The organism is Microbulbifer sp. THAF38, assembly GCF_009363535.1.
Taxonomy (GTDB): Bacteria; Pseudomonadota; Gammaproteobacteria; order Pseudomonadales; family Cellvibrionaceae; genus Microbulbifer.
On sequence record NZ_CP045369.1, the window covers coordinates 3864590 to 3880975 of the forward strand.

General features: G+C 49.3%; 17 protein-coding genes. 11 read left to right on the forward strand and 6 right to left on the reverse strand.

Features of this window, described 5'->3' with window-relative positions:
* The first annotated feature begins 478 nt into the window (after positions 1-478).
* From mbhE to mnhG, 7 genes are read left to right on the forward strand one after another with little or no spacing between them, the layout of a single operon-like run.
* Positions 479-2764: a hydrogen gas-evolving membrane-bound hydrogenase subunit E gene (gene mbhE / locus FIU95_RS16755; protein ID WP_152454845.1), complete on the forward strand. Its 2286-nt coding sequence runs from the start codon at positions 479-481 to the stop codon at positions 2762-2764.
* Positions 2761-3180, forward strand: coding sequence for a Na+/H+ antiporter subunit B (locus FIU95_RS16760; RefSeq protein ID WP_152454846.1), 420 nt, complete (start codon positions 2761-2763; stop codon positions 3178-3180). The genes mbhE and FIU95_RS16760 overlap by 4 nt, the downstream gene beginning before the upstream one ends.
* Before the next feature lies 1 nt (position 3181).
* Complete coding sequence (locus tag FIU95_RS16765) at positions 3182-3556, forward strand: Na+/H+ antiporter subunit C (protein WP_152454847.1); 375 nt, start codon at positions 3182-3184, stop codon at positions 3554-3556.
* The gene (locus FIU95_RS16770; protein ID WP_152454848.1) at positions 3553-5073 is read left to right on the forward strand and encodes a Na+/H+ antiporter subunit D; all 1521 of its coding nucleotides are present in this window, start codon (positions 3553-3555) and stop codon (positions 5071-5073) included. Before FIU95_RS16765 ends, FIU95_RS16770 begins: the two co-directional genes overlap by 4 nt.
* A gap of 2 nt (positions 5074-5075) precedes the next feature.
* The gene (locus FIU95_RS16775; protein ID WP_152454849.1) at positions 5076-5549 is read left to right on the forward strand and encodes a Na+/H+ antiporter subunit E; all 474 of its coding nucleotides are present in this window, start codon (positions 5076-5078) and stop codon (positions 5547-5549) included.
* Positions 5549-5884 (forward strand): cation:proton antiporter, encoded by a 336-nt coding sequence (locus FIU95_RS16780; RefSeq protein ID WP_152454850.1) that lies wholly within the window; start codon positions 5549-5551, stop codon positions 5882-5884. Before FIU95_RS16775 ends, FIU95_RS16780 begins: the two co-directional genes overlap by 1 nt.
* The gene (gene mnhG / locus FIU95_RS16785; protein WP_152454851.1) at positions 5871-6215 is read left to right on the forward strand and encodes a monovalent cation/H(+) antiporter subunit G; all 345 of its coding nucleotides are present in this window, start codon (positions 5871-5873) and stop codon (positions 6213-6215) included. Before FIU95_RS16780 ends, mnhG begins: the two co-directional genes overlap by 14 nt.
* 20 nt (positions 6216-6235) lie before the next feature.
* On the opposite strand, the gene FIU95_RS16790 is transcribed toward mnhG, so the two are convergent.
* The 4 genes from FIU95_RS16790 to FIU95_RS16805 are packed head-to-tail and all read right to left on the reverse strand — an operon-like array spanning position 6236 to position 8993.
* Complete coding sequence (locus FIU95_RS16790) at positions 6236-7336, reverse strand: 5-(carboxyamino)imidazole ribonucleotide synthase (protein ID WP_152454852.1); 1101 nt, start codon at positions 7334-7336, stop codon at positions 6236-6238.
* A gap of 5 nt (positions 7337-7341) precedes the next feature.
* Positions 7342-7833, reverse strand: coding sequence for a 5-(carboxyamino)imidazole ribonucleotide mutase (gene purE / locus FIU95_RS16795; protein ID WP_152454853.1), 492 nt, complete (start codon positions 7831-7833; stop codon positions 7342-7344).
* A gap of 6 nt (positions 7834-7839) precedes the next feature.
* Complete coding sequence (locus FIU95_RS16800; RefSeq protein ID WP_152454854.1) at positions 7840-8769, reverse strand: sodium-dependent bicarbonate transport family permease; 930 nt, start codon at positions 8767-8769, stop codon at positions 7840-7842.
* 2 nt (positions 8770-8771) lie between these two features.
* Positions 8772-8993 carry a hypothetical protein gene (locus tag FIU95_RS16805; protein ID WP_152454855.1) on the reverse strand — a complete coding sequence of 74 codons (222 nt, stop codon included), beginning with the start codon at positions 8991-8993 and terminating at the stop codon, positions 8772-8774.
* A gap of 121 nt (positions 8994-9114) precedes the next feature.
* Between FIU95_RS16805 and FIU95_RS16810 the strand changes: the two genes are divergently transcribed.
* From FIU95_RS16810 to FIU95_RS16820, 3 genes are all read left to right on the forward strand, one after another.
* The gene (locus FIU95_RS16810; RefSeq protein WP_152454856.1) at positions 9115-10068 is read left to right on the forward strand and encodes a LysR family transcriptional regulator; all 954 of its coding nucleotides are present in this window, start codon (positions 9115-9117) and stop codon (positions 10066-10068) included.
* Positions 10069-10381: 313 nt separating this feature from the next.
* Entirely contained in the window at positions 10382-11149 is a 768-nt protein-coding gene (locus tag FIU95_RS16815) for an OmpW family protein (protein ID WP_152454857.1), read from the forward strand.
* A 41-nt stretch (positions 11150-11190) separates the two neighbouring features.
* Positions 11191-13554 carry an autotransporter outer membrane beta-barrel domain-containing protein gene (locus FIU95_RS16820; RefSeq protein ID WP_172975440.1) on the forward strand — a complete coding sequence of 788 codons (2364 nt, stop codon included), beginning with the start codon at positions 11191-11193 and terminating at the stop codon, positions 13552-13554.
* Between the two features lie 121 nt (positions 13555-13675).
* Here the strand turns inward: FIU95_RS16820 and FIU95_RS16825 are convergent, their stop codons facing one another.
* Both FIU95_RS16825 and FIU95_RS16830 read right to left on the reverse strand, forming a co-directional pair.
* The gene (locus FIU95_RS16825) at positions 13676-14587 is read right to left on the reverse strand and encodes a glycosyltransferase (RefSeq protein WP_152454859.1); all 912 of its coding nucleotides are present in this window, start codon (positions 14585-14587) and stop codon (positions 13676-13678) included.
* A gap of 238 nt (positions 14588-14825) precedes the next feature.
* Positions 14826-15593, reverse strand: coding sequence for a class II aldolase/adducin family protein (locus FIU95_RS16830; RefSeq protein ID WP_216646265.1), 768 nt, complete (start codon positions 15591-15593; stop codon positions 14826-14828).
* Between the two features lie 81 nt (positions 15594-15674).
* Here FIU95_RS16830 and FIU95_RS16835 point away from each other — a divergent pair, with 81 nt between their 5' ends.
* Positions 15675-16364 carry a Crp/Fnr family transcriptional regulator gene (locus FIU95_RS16835; protein WP_152454860.1) on the forward strand — a complete coding sequence of 230 codons (690 nt, stop codon included), beginning with the start codon at positions 15675-15677 and terminating at the stop codon, positions 16362-16364.
* The last annotated feature ends 22 nt before the right edge of the window (positions 16365-16386 follow it).

Genomic DNA, 16386 nt, shown 5'->3' on the forward strand with positions numbered 1-16386 from the left:
AATAGCTGAGAACCAAGCTTTTTTTAAGGCCCTCTACCATGGGCCTTACTAGCCCTATTTATTGTTGAGCAGCCGATTGGTATAGGGCAAAGATGAGAACATATTTAAGGGCGGAATAGTGTTTACAGTACTAAAAAAAGCATACCAGAAGACCAGCTATCAGAAAGCTGGAATAGGTGTTCATAGCCAGTAGCAGCAAGTCCAGAGGCTTTACCCTGGAGCGACTTTTTAGTGAACCTCACCATTAGCACAGCTCTCAGACTCCCAGTATTTGCTACCAAGTTCATAGTCTCCTGGTTCTGTGGCCCTGTGGCACTGGGTACCCCTAAGAACACCAAGCAATAGAAAGCCCATTGAAAGATTCAAGTTCATTAGGCACTCACTGAATAGAGTTCTAATAATCCCAGCACTAGATTTCTACGCCTGTCCTATTGCCAATTCCCACCTAAAATAGGTCGAGGCAATTAAGGATGGAAAAATGGGTGCAGTGAGCGACAGGGAAGGTCGCGAGAGTGAACAGGCCACACCGGGGAGATGGATATCACTACTCTCACCCGTAGCTCCGGCTATTGTCACCATTTTTTTGATGGCGCATATGCCAGACATCTCCGCTGGGAAGGAATTTTCCTTTGGTGTTACCTGGGTTGAGGCACTGGGAGTTTCCCTACAATTTTATGTCGATGGCCTGAGCTTCCTTTTTGCGCTGTTGATTAGTGGCATTGGTGTTTTTGTTGCTATCTATGCCGCCTCCTATATGCGCGGTGATCCCGATTTGCGCCGTTTTTACACTTACCTATACCTTTTTATGGTTGGGATGCTGGGTTTGGTGCTGGCGGGCGATTTGATTACCCTATTTGTCTTCTGGGAAATCACTACCATTTCCAGCTATCTGCTGATTAGTTATAACAATACCAGCGCCATTGCCCGCCGCTCCGCTCTACAGGCTTTACTGGTCACCACACTGGGGGGACTTTGCTTACTTGTGGGGTTGCTATTACTTGCGTACGTGGCAGATAGCTTCGATCTACTGCAGGTATTAGCTGCCGGTAAGACGGTGCGGGCAAGCCCACTTTATTTACCGATCCTGATTCTGATATTAATCGGCGCCTTCTGTAAGTCTGCACAGTTGCCCTTTCATTTCTGGCTGCCCAATGCCATGGCCGCACCCACACCGGTGAGCGCCTATCTGCACTCCGCCACCATGGTAAAAGCCGGAATTTACTTACTTGCGCGTATGCACCCGGTATTGGCGCACACCGAGTATTGGGAGTGGATTTTAACCTGTACCGGCGCCGCCACGGCGGCAGTGGCTGCCTTAGCGGCACTGCGCCAAACCGATCTAAAGCTGGCCCTGGCATACACTACCCTGATTGCACTGGGTACCCTGACCATGTTCCTGGGCTCAGATGCCTCGGCCGCTGTGGCCGCCGCCATCACATTTCTTATTGTGCACTCCTTTTACAAAGCTGCCTTGTTTATGGTGGTGGGCATCATCGATAAACAGACTGGCACGCGCAGCCTTAATAAATTAGGCGGACTCGGCCACTCCATGCATATCACGGTGATTGCGGCTTCAGCGGCTGCACTTTCCATGGCCGGCTTTCCGCCTTTTCTAGGCTTTATTGGCAAAGAGCTTAAATACGAAGGCGCTTTAGCAGTGGCCTCAGAACCGGCCCTGGTTGCCACAGTGGCAGTTTTTGTCAATGCCGTCACGGTAACCGTGGCGGGAATGGTGGCAATCAAACCCTTTTGGAGGAAGAAGCCACAACATATAACCCATGTTCAAGAGGCGCCACCAGGCATGTGGATTAGCCCGTTAATTTTGAGTGGCCTGGGGCTTACTTTCGGTATGGCACCAGATCTCGTTGGCGGCGGTTTGGTGGAACCCGCGCTGAGCGCAATTTTAGGTGTGCCAGAGACCATCAAGCTAAAGTTGTGGCACGGTATTAATATCCCTCTGCTGATGAGTATTCTCACTTTTGTTTTGGGAGTCATCATGTATCTGGGGCTGCGTCGTATGCGCGCTTGGTTGGCCTGGGATTTCAAACATGCGCCCACCAGCGCCGACGAAATGTGGGATAAGTCCCTGGATTTACTTAAAGCCTTTGCTGCGTGGCAAACCCGTATTCTGCAAAACGGCATCATGCGACGCTACCTGACGGTGATTTTCACTACCATCTCCCTAGTTCTCGCTTATGCCCTGATTCGCGGTGGGCAATTTCCCCTGGAGTACGCTTGGCCACGCCTGAATTTGAAGGAATGGGCGGCTTTGTTGTTGACGGTGGGGGGAGCCTATATGGCGGGTTCCGCGCGTAAACCGCTGATCGCTATCTGCGCCCTTGGCGCCTTGGGTGTGGGCGTCGCCCTGATTTATTTATTTCTTGGCGCACCGGATGTGGCCATTACCCAACTTCTTGTGGAAACCCTGTACCTGGTGCTAGTGGCGGCAATCCTGCCGCGGCTGCCGGTGTTCAATCCTGGCCGCAAGGTAATATTCCGTCCACGGGATGCCACACTCGGGGCTATATTGGGCTTGCTGGTAACCTTTAGCCTGTTGGCGGTACTTCAAACGCCACTCGATAGCCCAACGACTGAGTTTTTTGAAAAAGCCTCTGTGCCCGAGGCCCATGGCCGCAATATCGTCAATGTGATCTTGGTCGACTTTCGCGCGCTGGATACCTTCGGCGAAATTATCGTTGTTTTTACTGCAGCCGTAGCGGCTGTCACTCTGCTCGGTCACCAGTTGCGACGAGGTAAACAGTGAACTCGCTGATACTGCAAACCGCAACCCGAGTGCTGGTGGCACTGATACTGGTGTTCTCCATTTATATGTTACTGCGCGGGCATAACTATCCAGGTGGGGGGTTTATTGCCGGCTTAATTGCCGCCTCGGCATTTGTTCTCTTTGCCATGGCTTGGGGCGTGGAGGCCGCACAAAGCGCCCTAAAAATTCCGCCGAGCAACCTCGCCGCAACTGGCGTATTGATCGCACTGCTCTCAGGTATGCTGTCTCTATTTTCCGGCGAGGCGCCATTTTCAGGACAATGGCTACAAGTTACCGGCAATAAAAATTCCGGCGGTCTCTCTCTCAGCAATGTGCTGATTTTCGATATTGGCGTTTATTTGGCGGTGCTCGGTGCAGTACTGACTCTGATTTTTGCCCTGGAGGATTCCAGATAATATGGAAGGTCCACTCGCTCTCGTTGTTGGCATATTAATCGCCACCGGTGTCTATCTGATGCTGGCCAGGAATTTACTGCACTACCTGTTTGGGCTGATATTAATCAGTAATGCTGCCAACTTGGCTATTTTTGTCGCAGGGAGAGTCACTCGTGCCGCGCCACCATTGATTCCGCAGGGTATGGAGGTTGCCCCAGGACCAATCGCCAACCCCCTGCCGCAGGCATTGATTCTCACCGCGATTGTGATTGGCTTTGGTTTGCTGGCATTTGCCCTGGCCCTGATCGCCCAGGCCTATAAGGTTCTCGGTACTCTGGATGTAGATACCATGCGTATCGCCGAGCCGATACCTCCCAAGGGAGAAAAATCTCCTTGAGTTGGTTACTGGCACTGCCTTTTTTGATACCGATTCTCACCGCCCTCGCCACTTTCCCGGCACGCGGCAGAAAACTTCTTTGTGGCTTTATTTCAGTTGCCGGTTGTGCCCTGTTACTGGCCGCGACCATCGCCATATTGGTCCTGGTGGAAACCGGCGGTACCCGTGCCGCGCAAATGGGCGATTGGGCTGCGCCGTTTGGCATCACACTAGTGGCCGATCGACTGAGTGCCATTATGCTGCTGATCAGTGGCATCGTTGGCTTCTGTGTTTCCCTGTTTTCCTTATCCGATATCAGGAAATACCGAGTTAAACTGGGTTTTCACAGTTTCTTTCAGCTTTTACTGGCCGGGGTTTGTGGGAGTTTTATTACCGGGGATTTATTCAATCTCTATGTCTGGTTTGAGGTGATGTTAATCGCCTCCTTCGCACTACTGGTGATTGGCGGCGATCGTATCCAATTGGATGGCGGCATTAAATATGTCGCATTAAATCTGGTATCCACATTGCTAATGTTGACCTCTATCGGAATGACTTATGGGTTGACCGGCACCTTAAATATGGCCCAGCTGCATATCTCTCTGGCCGCTGTGGATAACCCCTCGGCAGTTTCTGCCCTGGCGGTTTTATTTATTTGCGCATTTGGTATTAAGGCCGCGATTTTTCCGTTATTTTTTTGGTTACCCGCTTCTTATCACGCCCCGCCCGTAACGGTAACCGCGGTCTTTGCCGGCCTGCTGACGAAGGTAGGGGTTTATGCTCTGATACGCACCTTTACCCTGATTTTTCCCAGTGAGCTGCAATTCCCCCATAGTATTTTGTTGGGTACGGCATTACTTACTATGCTCACCGGGGTATTGGGTGCGGCGGCCCACTACGAATTTCGCAAGATTCTCGCCTTTCATATCATTAGCCAAATCGGCTTTTTGGTACTGGGCCTTGCGCTTAATTCCCCACTGGCCCTGGCCGGGGCAGTCTTTTATATGATTCACAACATCGTTGCCAAGACTAACTTATTTCTTATTAGTGGCACTGCCAAGCGCCTTACCGGTAGTTTCGAATTAAGTGAAATCGGTGGTCTTTACCGGGCGAGCCCACTGCTTTCTTTCTTTTTCTTTATCGCCGCCTTCAGCCTGGCAGGATTTCCACCACTTTCGGGCTTCTGGGCCAAATTGTTGTTAGTCAAGGCGAGCCTGGACCAGGCCGCTTATTTTGTAGTTGCTGTGGCCCTGATCACCGGCATCCTTACGTTGTTCTCTATGAGCAAAATCTGGGCGGAGGCATTTTTAAAGGACCATCCGAAAGATTATTGCCAGCGCCTGCAAGATATCCCCCGGTATGAACGCTATGAGCGCCTGCTACCTGTAGCGTTTTTGGCTTTGATCACCCTGGTACTCGGTTTAATACCTGGCCCATTAATTGATTACTCCCTGGCGGCCGCCAGGGAGCTATTAAAGCCGGGGGAATATATTGAGGCGGTACTGGGGCTGAAAATCCAATATGTCGGAAACCGCTGATTATGCGCGTATTTTTACTTAATCTAATCTTAGCTATCAGCTGGTCGGCCTTAACCGGCAATGCAACGCTGGCAAATTTCTGTTTTGGTTTTTTCCTTGGTTACCTCGCATTGCGGGTTTCCCCCAAAATTCCTGAGGGCACCAAATACTTTCAGCGCCTGCCTCGTTTAATCCGCCTAGCCAGTTTTTTTCTACAGGAGTTGGTGGTCTCAAGCTTGCGCGCTGCCTACGAAGTACTTTCACCAAAACTTCAAAGCCGCCCTCTGGTAGTGCGAATTCCCTTAGAAATTACAGATCAGACACAGATTTTTATACTGGCCAATCTGATATCACTCACACCGGGGACCGTAGTGCTGGAAATTACCCAGGACAACTCTGAACTATTGGTACACACCATGTTCGTGGATGATCCAGATATTTTCCGCGAGGAAATCCACCAAGGTTTTGAAAAGCGGGTGCGGGAGGCTTTTTCCTGATGCACAGTACTATCGTTGATATCAACGCGCCATTAATTGTGGCTGCCATTAATATCTCTTCACTCATTTTACTGCTGGCATTGGCCATGTGTTTTATGCGTATCTTTCTCGGGCCGACCCTGGCGGATCGGGTTGTGGCCCTCGACGTACTCAATATTCTTGCAGTGGCCTACTGCGCATTATTAGCCATTGCCTCTGGAGAGCCGGCCTATCTGAGTGCGGCTATTGCCCTGGCACTGGTGGCTTTTCTGGTGAGTGTGGCTTTCGCCCGCTTCATTGAAAAAAGTGGAAAAAAAACTGTTCTACACGAGGGAGGCGGCAGTGGTTTTCGATGAGATTTTTATCGCCACCCTATTGCTGGTGGGCAGCCTGTTCGGTTTTAGTGCGGCCTTGGGCCTGTTGCGGATGCCGGACTTCTACACTCGCATGAGCACTTCAGGCAAGGCCGCCACTCTTTGCTGTGGGCTTTTACTGGGAGGTGTGGCCGCAATGTTCCACGATACCCAGGTAACCGCACGCGCAGTGGCGGCGCTGCTGTTTTTGCTCTTCACTGTGCCCATCGGGGTGCATATGATTGCGCGGGCTGCCTATCGGGTAGGCACCCCTATGTGGCGTGGCAGGACCGCCAGCCCCCGCTTCAAAAACCCGAAGAGGGACTTAAAGTAGATCCTGCCCAGGTGAGTCAGTTACTGCTGATAGAGATCAGCAATCATCGCCTCACAGCGCTGAGCCAGCTCTTCTGAACTGTCATCCACCAGAATCACATGGCCCATCTTACGCCCGGGACGGAGCGTCTTGCCGTAGAGCCAAACACCCTCATTCTTGTCTGTTGGCGCTCGATCCACACCGAGCATATTGACCATGGCAGCGGGCCGTGGGCAGTCGGTGTCACCCAGTGGCATATCCAATATCGCACGCAGGTGATTGGCAAATTGGCTGGTGTCCGCACCCACTAAAGTCCAGTGACCACTGTTGTGGACCCGTGGCGCAATTTCATTCACCAGCAAGCCTTCACTGGTGACAAAGCACTCCACTGAGAGTACGCCTACATAGTCCCAGTCATCCATCAGCTTTTGCAGATAGGCACGGGCACTGGCTAATAATTGTTCATCCTGATAGGGCGCCTTGGAGAGTAACAGCGTTCCTTGGCGGTGCAGGTTCTCAGTCAGAGGGTAGGTCTTTACTTCTCCGGAAACAGAGCGGGCACCGATCAGGGAAACCTCACAGGAGAAATCTACCGAGGCTTCCACCACACAGGGCAGATCTTGAGCCTCTTTGATAGCTTCCTGCAGCTCTGCCGCATCCTTCACCCGCCACTGGTTCTTACCGTCATAGCCATTTTCACAGCTCTTGATAAATGCCGGATAACCGAGCTTATCCAGGGCATTCAGTAATTCACCGCGTCCCCTTGCCGGCATGAAAGGCGCAACCGGAAGACCGCTCTCAGTGAGAGCCCGCTTCTCCCTCAAGCGATGTTGGGCTTTCTCAAAAACATGGGGATCTGGGTAAACTGGACAAAAGCGCTGCAACTCTCTCAGCAGTGCTACATCCACCTGTTCACGCTCGGCAGTGATCACCTCAGGGCAGCCGAGTGCCTGAAATAAATCCTCGCCACTGCCCGCCTCATCCAACCTGACGACTGTGCCGAGCCCTTCGACACAACCCGCGTCCTCGCCCTTCTCCGCCAGGAAACTAAATGTAATACCGAGGGGCTTACCCTCTTGTGCCATCATCTGCGCCAGCTGCCCACAGCCGACAATAGCGATATGTCTGGTTACTTCACTCACTAACTTCACTCCACCGTTAGCGGAACCTGGTCAGTTTGACGCTCGCGCCAGGCGATCAGTCGCTCCTGCAGTTCAGTATCGCCCAGGGAGAGCATCTGTGCCGCCATCAGGCCTGCGTTATAAGCCCCAGAGGCACCTACTGCCTGGGTAGCCACGGCAATACCTTTGGGCATCTGTACGATGGAAAGAAGGCTGTCCATTCCGGTCATAAAACGGCTTTCAACAGGTACGGCAATAACCGGCAGCGGGCTCATAGCGGCAATCATTCCCGGCAGGTGGGCAGAGCCACCAGCTCCGGCGATAATCACCTGGGTGCCGTTTTTGTGGGCTTCACTGGCGAATTCCACCAGGCGCTGGGGGGTTCTGTGGGCGGACACAACCGCAGTGGCAAAAGGAACCTCCAGCTCGTTCAGGGGTTTGGTGGCATTGGCCATGGTAGGCCAGTCCGATCGCGACCCCATAACGATGGTGACTTTTTCAAAGGGCAGTGATTTCACTTGCGGCTAACTCCAATGTTGAACAAACGCCAGGTAGACGGGAATCGCCACCAGGACATTGAAAGGGAACGTTATCGCCAGGGACAGTGTGATGGACACGCTGGCATTGGCCTGCGGCAGAGCCACAGACATAGCTGCAGGTACCGCGATATAGGAGGCGCTGCTACCGAGTACCGCCAACAGGAAAATTCCTCCCGCCGACAACCCCAGTAATGCTCCCAGGGCACCCCCGGCCGCACCGCCTAGCAGGGGCATAAATATACCAAAACTCAGCAAGAACGCACCCTGCCCGCGCACATCTGCGAGTCGCGCCGCCGCGACTCTCCCCATTTCCAGCAGAAAAAGAGCCAGCACACCGTGAAATAACTGACCAAAAAAAGGCATGACTGCTGCAGTACGCTCACCGGCCCAAGCGCCGATGGCGATCCCGCCAAGCAGGAGAAGAACCCCCTGATTGCAGGTCAACTCATGGGCCAGGCGCCCCTTATTGCTGTTCTGCATCGACTTCCGAGCCAGGAGAATTCCCACCACAATAGCCGGAACTTCCAGTAGAGCCACGAATAAGGGGAAATAGGCTTCGTAATCGATGCCCTTCGTCTCCAACAGGGCCACCGCCACAGCATAGGTGGCTACACTGACCGACCCGTAGTGGGCAGCAGTAGCCGCTGCATCCAGCCGACTCCATTTGCCTATCCAATAGAGAAGTGGGAAGGCTAACAAAGGGAGTAGTGTGCCAAAGGCCAAAACCGCAAGAGATTGAGGAATCAGGGTTGAAGCGGAATAGGTACTGAGCGCCGCACCACCCTTGAGGCCTATAGCCAACAGTAGAAAGATCACACAGCTTTGGTAGAGACCGGTGGGCAGGCGCAAGTCACTACGTACCAGCTGCGCCAGGGCCCCAAGGATAAAGAAACCAACTACAACATCCAGCTGCATGATCAGTGCTTCCCGCGCTTAGAGCTTTCGCGGCGCTCAGAGAGCGGGAGGCGAATTCTCTTGGGAACCCGCTTCATTAGCCCGTACCCCACATTGGCAAGCAGCACCACCAGCCCGACCAATATTAGTGCAGCGGCATCGATACCAACCAGCGCCAATACCCATCCAATGGACATGACTAACAGGCCTACCAAGGTACCAAAGTAAAGTTGTGACTTGTGCATACAGGGTCCCCCTCCCATTCCCATAGATTGAAGTGGGTGCATTATCACTAGGTAGATTGATAGGTAAAAATAGATAATTATTATGTTATATATCATCTTTTATCTATGATTGAGAAAAGTCATGCTAGCCAGCAGAGCCCACTCCCGCATCGGCACCGTCAGGCAGTTGGAGATTTTACTTACGGTATATGAACAACGCAGCATCAGTGGCGCCGCCAAAACCCTGCACCTGACTCAGCCCAGCGTATCCATGCAGCTGGCCAAGCTATCCAGTGCCGTAGGCTTACCCCTTTACTACGCCGTGGGTAAGCAGTTGCAATTCACCGAGGCCGGGCAGACCCTGGTGGACAGTGCCCGAGAAATCCTCAAAAGCTATGAGTATCTGGAGCTAAAGCTAGCCAGACTGCGCGGTCTAGATACGGGGCGCTTACAACTGGCGGTTGTCACTACCGCCAAGTACTTTATTCCCCATTTGATTGGCGAGTTTTACGAACAGCATCCCAAGCTGGATATTCTCTTTCGCGTGGGTAACCGTCAGCAGATCATCGACTACACCGGTGAGGATGAGGATGATTTTTATGTGTTCAGCCACCCTCCCAAGAACCCCGATCTGGAATTGGTGGAATTCCTGCCCAATCGACTGTTGGCTATAGCGCCGGAGAAGCACCCGCTAGCAGGCAGAAAAAAGATTCCCCTTGAGGAGTTTGCCAGCGGTCCCTTTCTGCGACGCGAGGAGGGGTCCGGCACCCGTCACGCCATAGAGCGTTTTCTGCAGGAGAGACATATCGATCTCAATATCCGCATGACCATCGAAAGCAATGAAGCCATAAAGCACGCCGTAATGTCAGGGCTTGGGGTATCTATTCTCTCCGAGCACACCCTCGCATTTGGCGGACATTCAGGGCTCGCCATTTTAGAAGTAGAGTCTCTGCCGATTATTACGCACTGGTATCTAGCCAGGCGTAAATCCAGACCATTATCCCCAGCAGCCGCAGAATTCCTTGAGTATGCCCGCAATCTGGAGACAGTACCGGAAGAGAGCGGTATTGCCTGGCCTTTGCCTCCGAATCAATAGCCTTGGATAAAAAAACACATCAAAACTTATATTGGTCCGGCTACCACTTGCTCAAATTGCACATTCAAATTACACATTCAATTTACACATTCAATTTACACACCCAAATTAAATGTCAGGCGACGGTAGCCTAGATCTCCCTGAAAAAAATCCCGACTGAATACTCGTCAAATTTTCGGCGTACCTGCCGAATCCTGCTACTTTTTGGATACCTATTGATGAGTCCAAAAATCATCCGTAGGGCTATAGCCAAAAAGGACTGTATGTAACAGTAAAAGACACCATCCGTCATCGATTTTCACAGAAGGGTATAATGATGAAAATCCAGGGAATAGTTTTCAGATTTTTAATATTTCTTTTTGCGACCAGTACAATTAACGCCAAAGCCCAGGAGGATTGGCGCAACATTGACTGGGGCGAATTTATGGTGCGCTTCGGTCTCAGCTATATTACGCCCAATGATGCTGGAACCTCCCTAAAATACCGGGTTTTACAACATTGGGATTTATACAATTCAACCTGGGAAATAGACACCGCCCAAACCTGGCAAATTTCCGGAGTATGGCGCCCTTCGGATCGCTGGGGAATCGAGTTGATGCATATTAACGGTGCCTCATACGATGTAGTCCTAGATAACTTTACCGGCAACCCAGGCAACAGCCAGATTAAATTGGGTGATTTTAAGACTACAAGCACTCTTGCCTTTGCAAACTGGTATTTTCTTGACCCATCCTATATTGCCCGCCCCTATCTCGGCGCGGGAATTAATTATACGGATTACCATACGGTATCCATAAGCCGCCAATTTGATGAGTATCTGATGGACTCTGATATGTCAGTGGCTCCTGGTTCATTCAATATGGGACACTCTTGGGACTGGGCCCTCCAGGGTGGCGTCGACTTCAATTTTGACTTTCGCCAATTTCGCTATCCTTTATTAATTAATCTGGCGGCTCTTTACTACCTGTCAGATACCGATACCACGATAAATTTCCCTACAGAGCTGGGGTCAGACCGCCTATATGCGCACTTCGATTACGATCCCTGGATTATCAATATTGGGATTGGCACTAAGTTTTGAAACACAGGATTTCGTATATGAAACTATGCGCCGGAGTCACTGTGAAAAAAATAAATTCAAAAACCCGATCTACAGACATCTTTAATAGCCAACTACTGATATCAATGGCTGCATTGGGAATCATCGCGCTTTCTCCAGTAAAGGCCACGGCGCAGTGTACACCAGACAATCTGGGCTCCGAAGGGCCGGATCAAATTATCTGCGACGAAGAAAATGACGCAGAAGAGGCCGATGTCGATGGATTAGGTGGTAATGACACCTTGGAGTTAAATGGTGGCACTATCAATAGCGCATTTGGCGGGAATGGTGACGACGCCATTTATATTAAGGGAGCAGTAATCAACGACTCTGTATATGGAGGGGATGGTAACGATCTTATTGTGTTGGATGAGCGCAGTAGTGATGTAGGCGATTACATTAATGGAGGCGGTATTCATGGGGGGGGCGGTGATGATGACATCCAAGTTCTAGACGGCCTCACATTTCATGTTTGGGGTGGCGCGGGTAATGATCAAATCACCCTGGATGGCGGTTTTATTTTCAACTATTTAGATGCCGGTGAAGGAGATGATTATATCCACTGGGATGAAGGCATCAGTAATGAAATACGCGGTGGTCCCGGCTCAGATAAACTAGTCATCGACTCTTATTCCTTTGAAGGAGATGCAGTATTAGATGGCGGCGATGATCTCAGCGCAGAAGACGGAGACATCGATACACTGATATTCAAACTCGATTATCGAGTGGATGGTAACCAGCTTATTAACTGGGAACGAGTCGTTATTTGGGGTAGTTCAAAAATTATTTTTTCTGGGAATTTGAATGTGGGTGGCGGCCTGGATAATGACAATAATCCACTGGGCTTACACATTAAATGGGGTGGCCAGGCATTTATTGATACCGAGGAATATAGAATTACTGGCAACGTGGCTAATGATGGCACTATCGACTTAGTCAATAAGAAATTTAATACTTTAATCATTCAAAAAGATAGTGACAATAATTACGGTCACTATATTGGCGATAACGGACGCTTGTGGATGGATGTGGCACTTAGTGATAGCACTGCTAACAGTGATCAACTAAAGATCCGGGGAGATACAAGTGGCACTACTCACGTAACGGTTTACAACCTCAATGGTACTGGCGCACGCACTCAGGATAACGGTATCAAATTGATATCTATTGAGGGGGACTCCACTGACAATGCCTTTATTTTAAGCGGTGACTATATAACCAAAGATGAGCAACCCGCGACAATTGGTGGAGCATACGCCTATACACTGCACCAGAATGATTTATCGGGAAACAATGATGGAGAATGGTATCTGCGCTCTACGATAAGTAATTCAAGCCATTTCCCCGAAGGCGGTATGGCTCGCTGGCAACCCGCTGCAGTAATGTATGAAACCCTTCCACAAATACTGCGATCCTTGAATATTCCCACCACATTGCGTAGTCGTGTGGGTAACCGCTACTGGGTTGGCAGTAGTTATCTCGACGTCAATAGCACCGATTATACTAGTTCACTGGAAACAGCCATTGATCGCAAGGGGATATGGATACGCAGTGGTGCACGCTATATAAGCACGACACCCAGTGAATCCACCACTTGGGCGAGCTGGGATCAAACATACTATCAGCTCCAAATTGGTGCTGATCTCCCCGTCGACTTGTTGGTTCTCGGCACTACTCCTATTGCCAGTTTGGCACTGCATTATGGCAACTCGAAAAATTCCGTAGAGTCTTTTTTTGGGGACGGCTCCATTAATGCCAAAACATACGGCGTCAGTAGCTACCTAACATGGTATGGCTATCAGGGTCTCTATGTTGATGCTCAATTCAAGCTAAGTTGGTTCGACTTTGACTTTGACGCAAAAGATTTACGCACACTCCGCAACAGCAGTGAAGGCTACGGTTACGGTCTGTCTCTGGAGGGAGGATGGAGCTTCAAGCTCTATGATTACTATTCGATTACCCCCCAGGCACAACTGATTTACACATCTGAGGAGGCTGAAAATTTTGAAGATACCTATGATGTTAAAGTAGGCGATATTAATAACAATGGCCTTTTATTGCGCCTAGGAGCCACTTTTGAAAAACGTAAAAGCCAACGTAAATCCAGTAGAAAAATGTACGGTTCCCTACCTCTGGAGCGCTTTGGATACTATGTCACTCCAGGGCTGATCTTGAATCTTGACCAGGAAACCGACCTGGTTGTTTCTGGAACAAGACTTTATCAGAAACCGGATACCTGGTATGCGGATTTACGTATGGGAGCCAGTTATGAAGAGTGTGGTGACCACTGCTCTATCTACACCGAAGTCTTTTTCAGCAGCGGCCTGGAGAACCTTGGGGATAGCTTTGTTGGAGGACTGGAGCTTGGGTTTCGATATAAATGGTAGTTAGTCTAAGTCTATACCTCAACACTTGAAAAAATCCAACTTCACTAAAATAAAAAAACGCTAAACCTTTTAAAAAACAGGTCCAAAATGAAGACTGATAATATATTTAGATAATCATAAATCACAAATAGTCTAAAATCTTATATTCAGAAAACACTCTTCTGATTTTATAATCGTTCCCATACTTACCCTTTAGATTTTCACTTTGTAAGCGTTGAACTTTAGCTCCTTCTATTGTCAGAAATCTATCCCTCCAAGGACGAAAGTCCGGTACTCGCGCAGCTCTTGTGCCCTGCCTAATACTCATCGCTTTAAGCCAAATATCATCTGCCTTAGGGCACAACTTTAAAAACTTCTCACTATCAAAGGCATCCTTATGCAAAGCATTAGGATGATAAAGAACTCCACCAACACCTGTGGGAAATACCCGATGGCAAGGCTCGATATTAGATTCCCCACTCCATTTATCCCTCTCAGTACGCCATTTTTCGTAGGGAAGAATATTGCCTTTTTTATCCACTTCAATACGATGAGCGCGATGACAGTAAATATTGGAAGGATCGCGCAGGTAGGCCTGATAAAGCATATCGATCATATCCGGTGGATATAATACATCATCATCCACAGTGATAATTAAACTGTTAGGAAACTGATTAAAAGTATAAAAGTACTTATTGTATGGGCCAAAATCCTCCTTAACAAAGAAAACCTCCAACCCTCGCTTTTGTTGCTTCTGTAGCATTTCTGGGAGCTTCCGATCTGGAAAGTCCATCGACGATAACCATAATACGACTGCATCTGCCTTTAGTGATTGCTGGAATAGACTCTCTATACACAAATAGACATCGTGAATACGCTTATCAAAGGAAGTTAAGGAGACAACAATTTTATCTTTCTTTGTGTTGCCAACCCCTGGATCATTCCCCATCATGGCCTGTTGACTGAGCAAGTGAGAGCGTACCAGAGCCTCTAACTTCATGTTATTACCAAGATCATGGCGTTTTAGTTGTTTTTTTAAGAAATAATTAAGCATGACCTGACACTCCCGCCAATTTATTTATCTACCTACAGCTAATTCAGGTGCTCCTACCACGCCCTGATTAAAAAATAAGCAATAGAAATTTTATTAGTTTGCCTGTTATATTCACTTTGCCCTGTAACAGATGCCTTATTTATAACAGAAAATCTAAATTGCGAGAATATGAGAGATAGTTCTCATGAAGGAGGGAGTAAAAGTTTCCCACCTTCAGTCTTAAAAATTCCATTAGCACTTAGTCACGGAAACTAGAATCAAGGCGATCCAACTTCCTCAACAATCCTGGCCAAACCAAGAGCCCTCCCTGATTACCGGTAACCATATCTCCCTCGCTAACGATCTTATCCACAATATTTTGAGGAACCGGGGTTAGGGGTGGATTGCCAGTAAGCGCTGTAACCTGAATTTCACAAGCGCGTTGCAATATAAACATTGCCAGAAAGGTATCAGCAACGGTGGAAGCACAGGTCAGTAACCCATGATTGCGAAGGATCATATAGTTGGCCGAGCCCAGGTCAGCCACCAAGCGAGCTTTTTCATCCTCACGCACAGCAATCCCCTCATAGTCGTGATAAGCAATACTCGACAGGGGAAATAATGATTGCTGAGAAATTGGCAGCAGGCCTTCAGCATGGGCAGAAACCGCTACGCCTGCAGTAGTATGGGTGTGCATAACGCAGTGGGCATCTTCTCGCGCCTCATGGATAGCACTGTGGATAGTAAATCCTGCAGGATTCACCATCGCCGTACTTTCATCCACCTTTTCTCCCTGCAAATCGATTTTAACCAAGCTTGAAGCTGTAATTTCATCAAAAAACATGCCAAAAGGGTTAATTAGAAAGTGGGATTCCGGTCCGGGAATACGCACAGAGAGATGGGTAAAGATAGTATCGTCCCAACCATAGTGGGCTATCAAACGGTAAGCCGCCGCTAAATCGACACGCAATTGCCACTCTTCATCGCTGACCCGCCCCTTCAGAGAAGGCATAGTTTCCAGGTACATGTTGCACTCCTTGATGTTATTGGAATCCAAATTCTGAATCAGCACCACTGAAAACACTGTCAAATTGTTTACACTTGACGAATGAATAATAAAGTCAGCTTTATTGATAAATGCCCATTGCTAGCCGGCCTACCTGATGAGGCTCGAGAATTTCTAGCCCAGAAGGCATATTGCCAGCACTTCTCCCAGGGCGACACTATCTATCCCTCAGGTTCCCACCTGGAACGCCTTTCTATTATTGCCAAGGGGCAGGTGCGAATCTGCTCCAGTAATTTTGCTGGGCGCGAGGCAACCCTTGCGATTTTAGATAATGGAGCCTGGTTTGGTGATACCGTTTTTTGCCCAGGAACTCCGCGGGTATTTGGAGCCCGCGCCCATAGTGATTGTGTCATTGTCGATATATCCGGTGAATTGCTGAGGGAAAAAATGAAGCAACACCCCGAAGCTTATCCAATAGCACTGGAACAAATCAGCAGAAGGCTTTGGACAGTGATGTCCATTATCCAGGACGATGTACTACGCGGTACTGAGGCTCGAATTGCTCGGCGCCTATTCTTTATGGCGCAGATGCATAATGGTGGACATGAAAGTAGCCATAGCAGTTTTCGCCTCACCAAAGAGCTGCTCGCCAACACTATGGGTATGACCCGGCAAGGGGTACACCGGGTACTAAAAAATATTGAATCTCAGGGGCTGATAGAATGTTCCTACGGTCGTATCAGCGTGCCAGATCTCTCGCGCCTGGGTGCCTATATTGAGAAGTTAGATTAAGGCAATTGGACTGAAGGGGTTT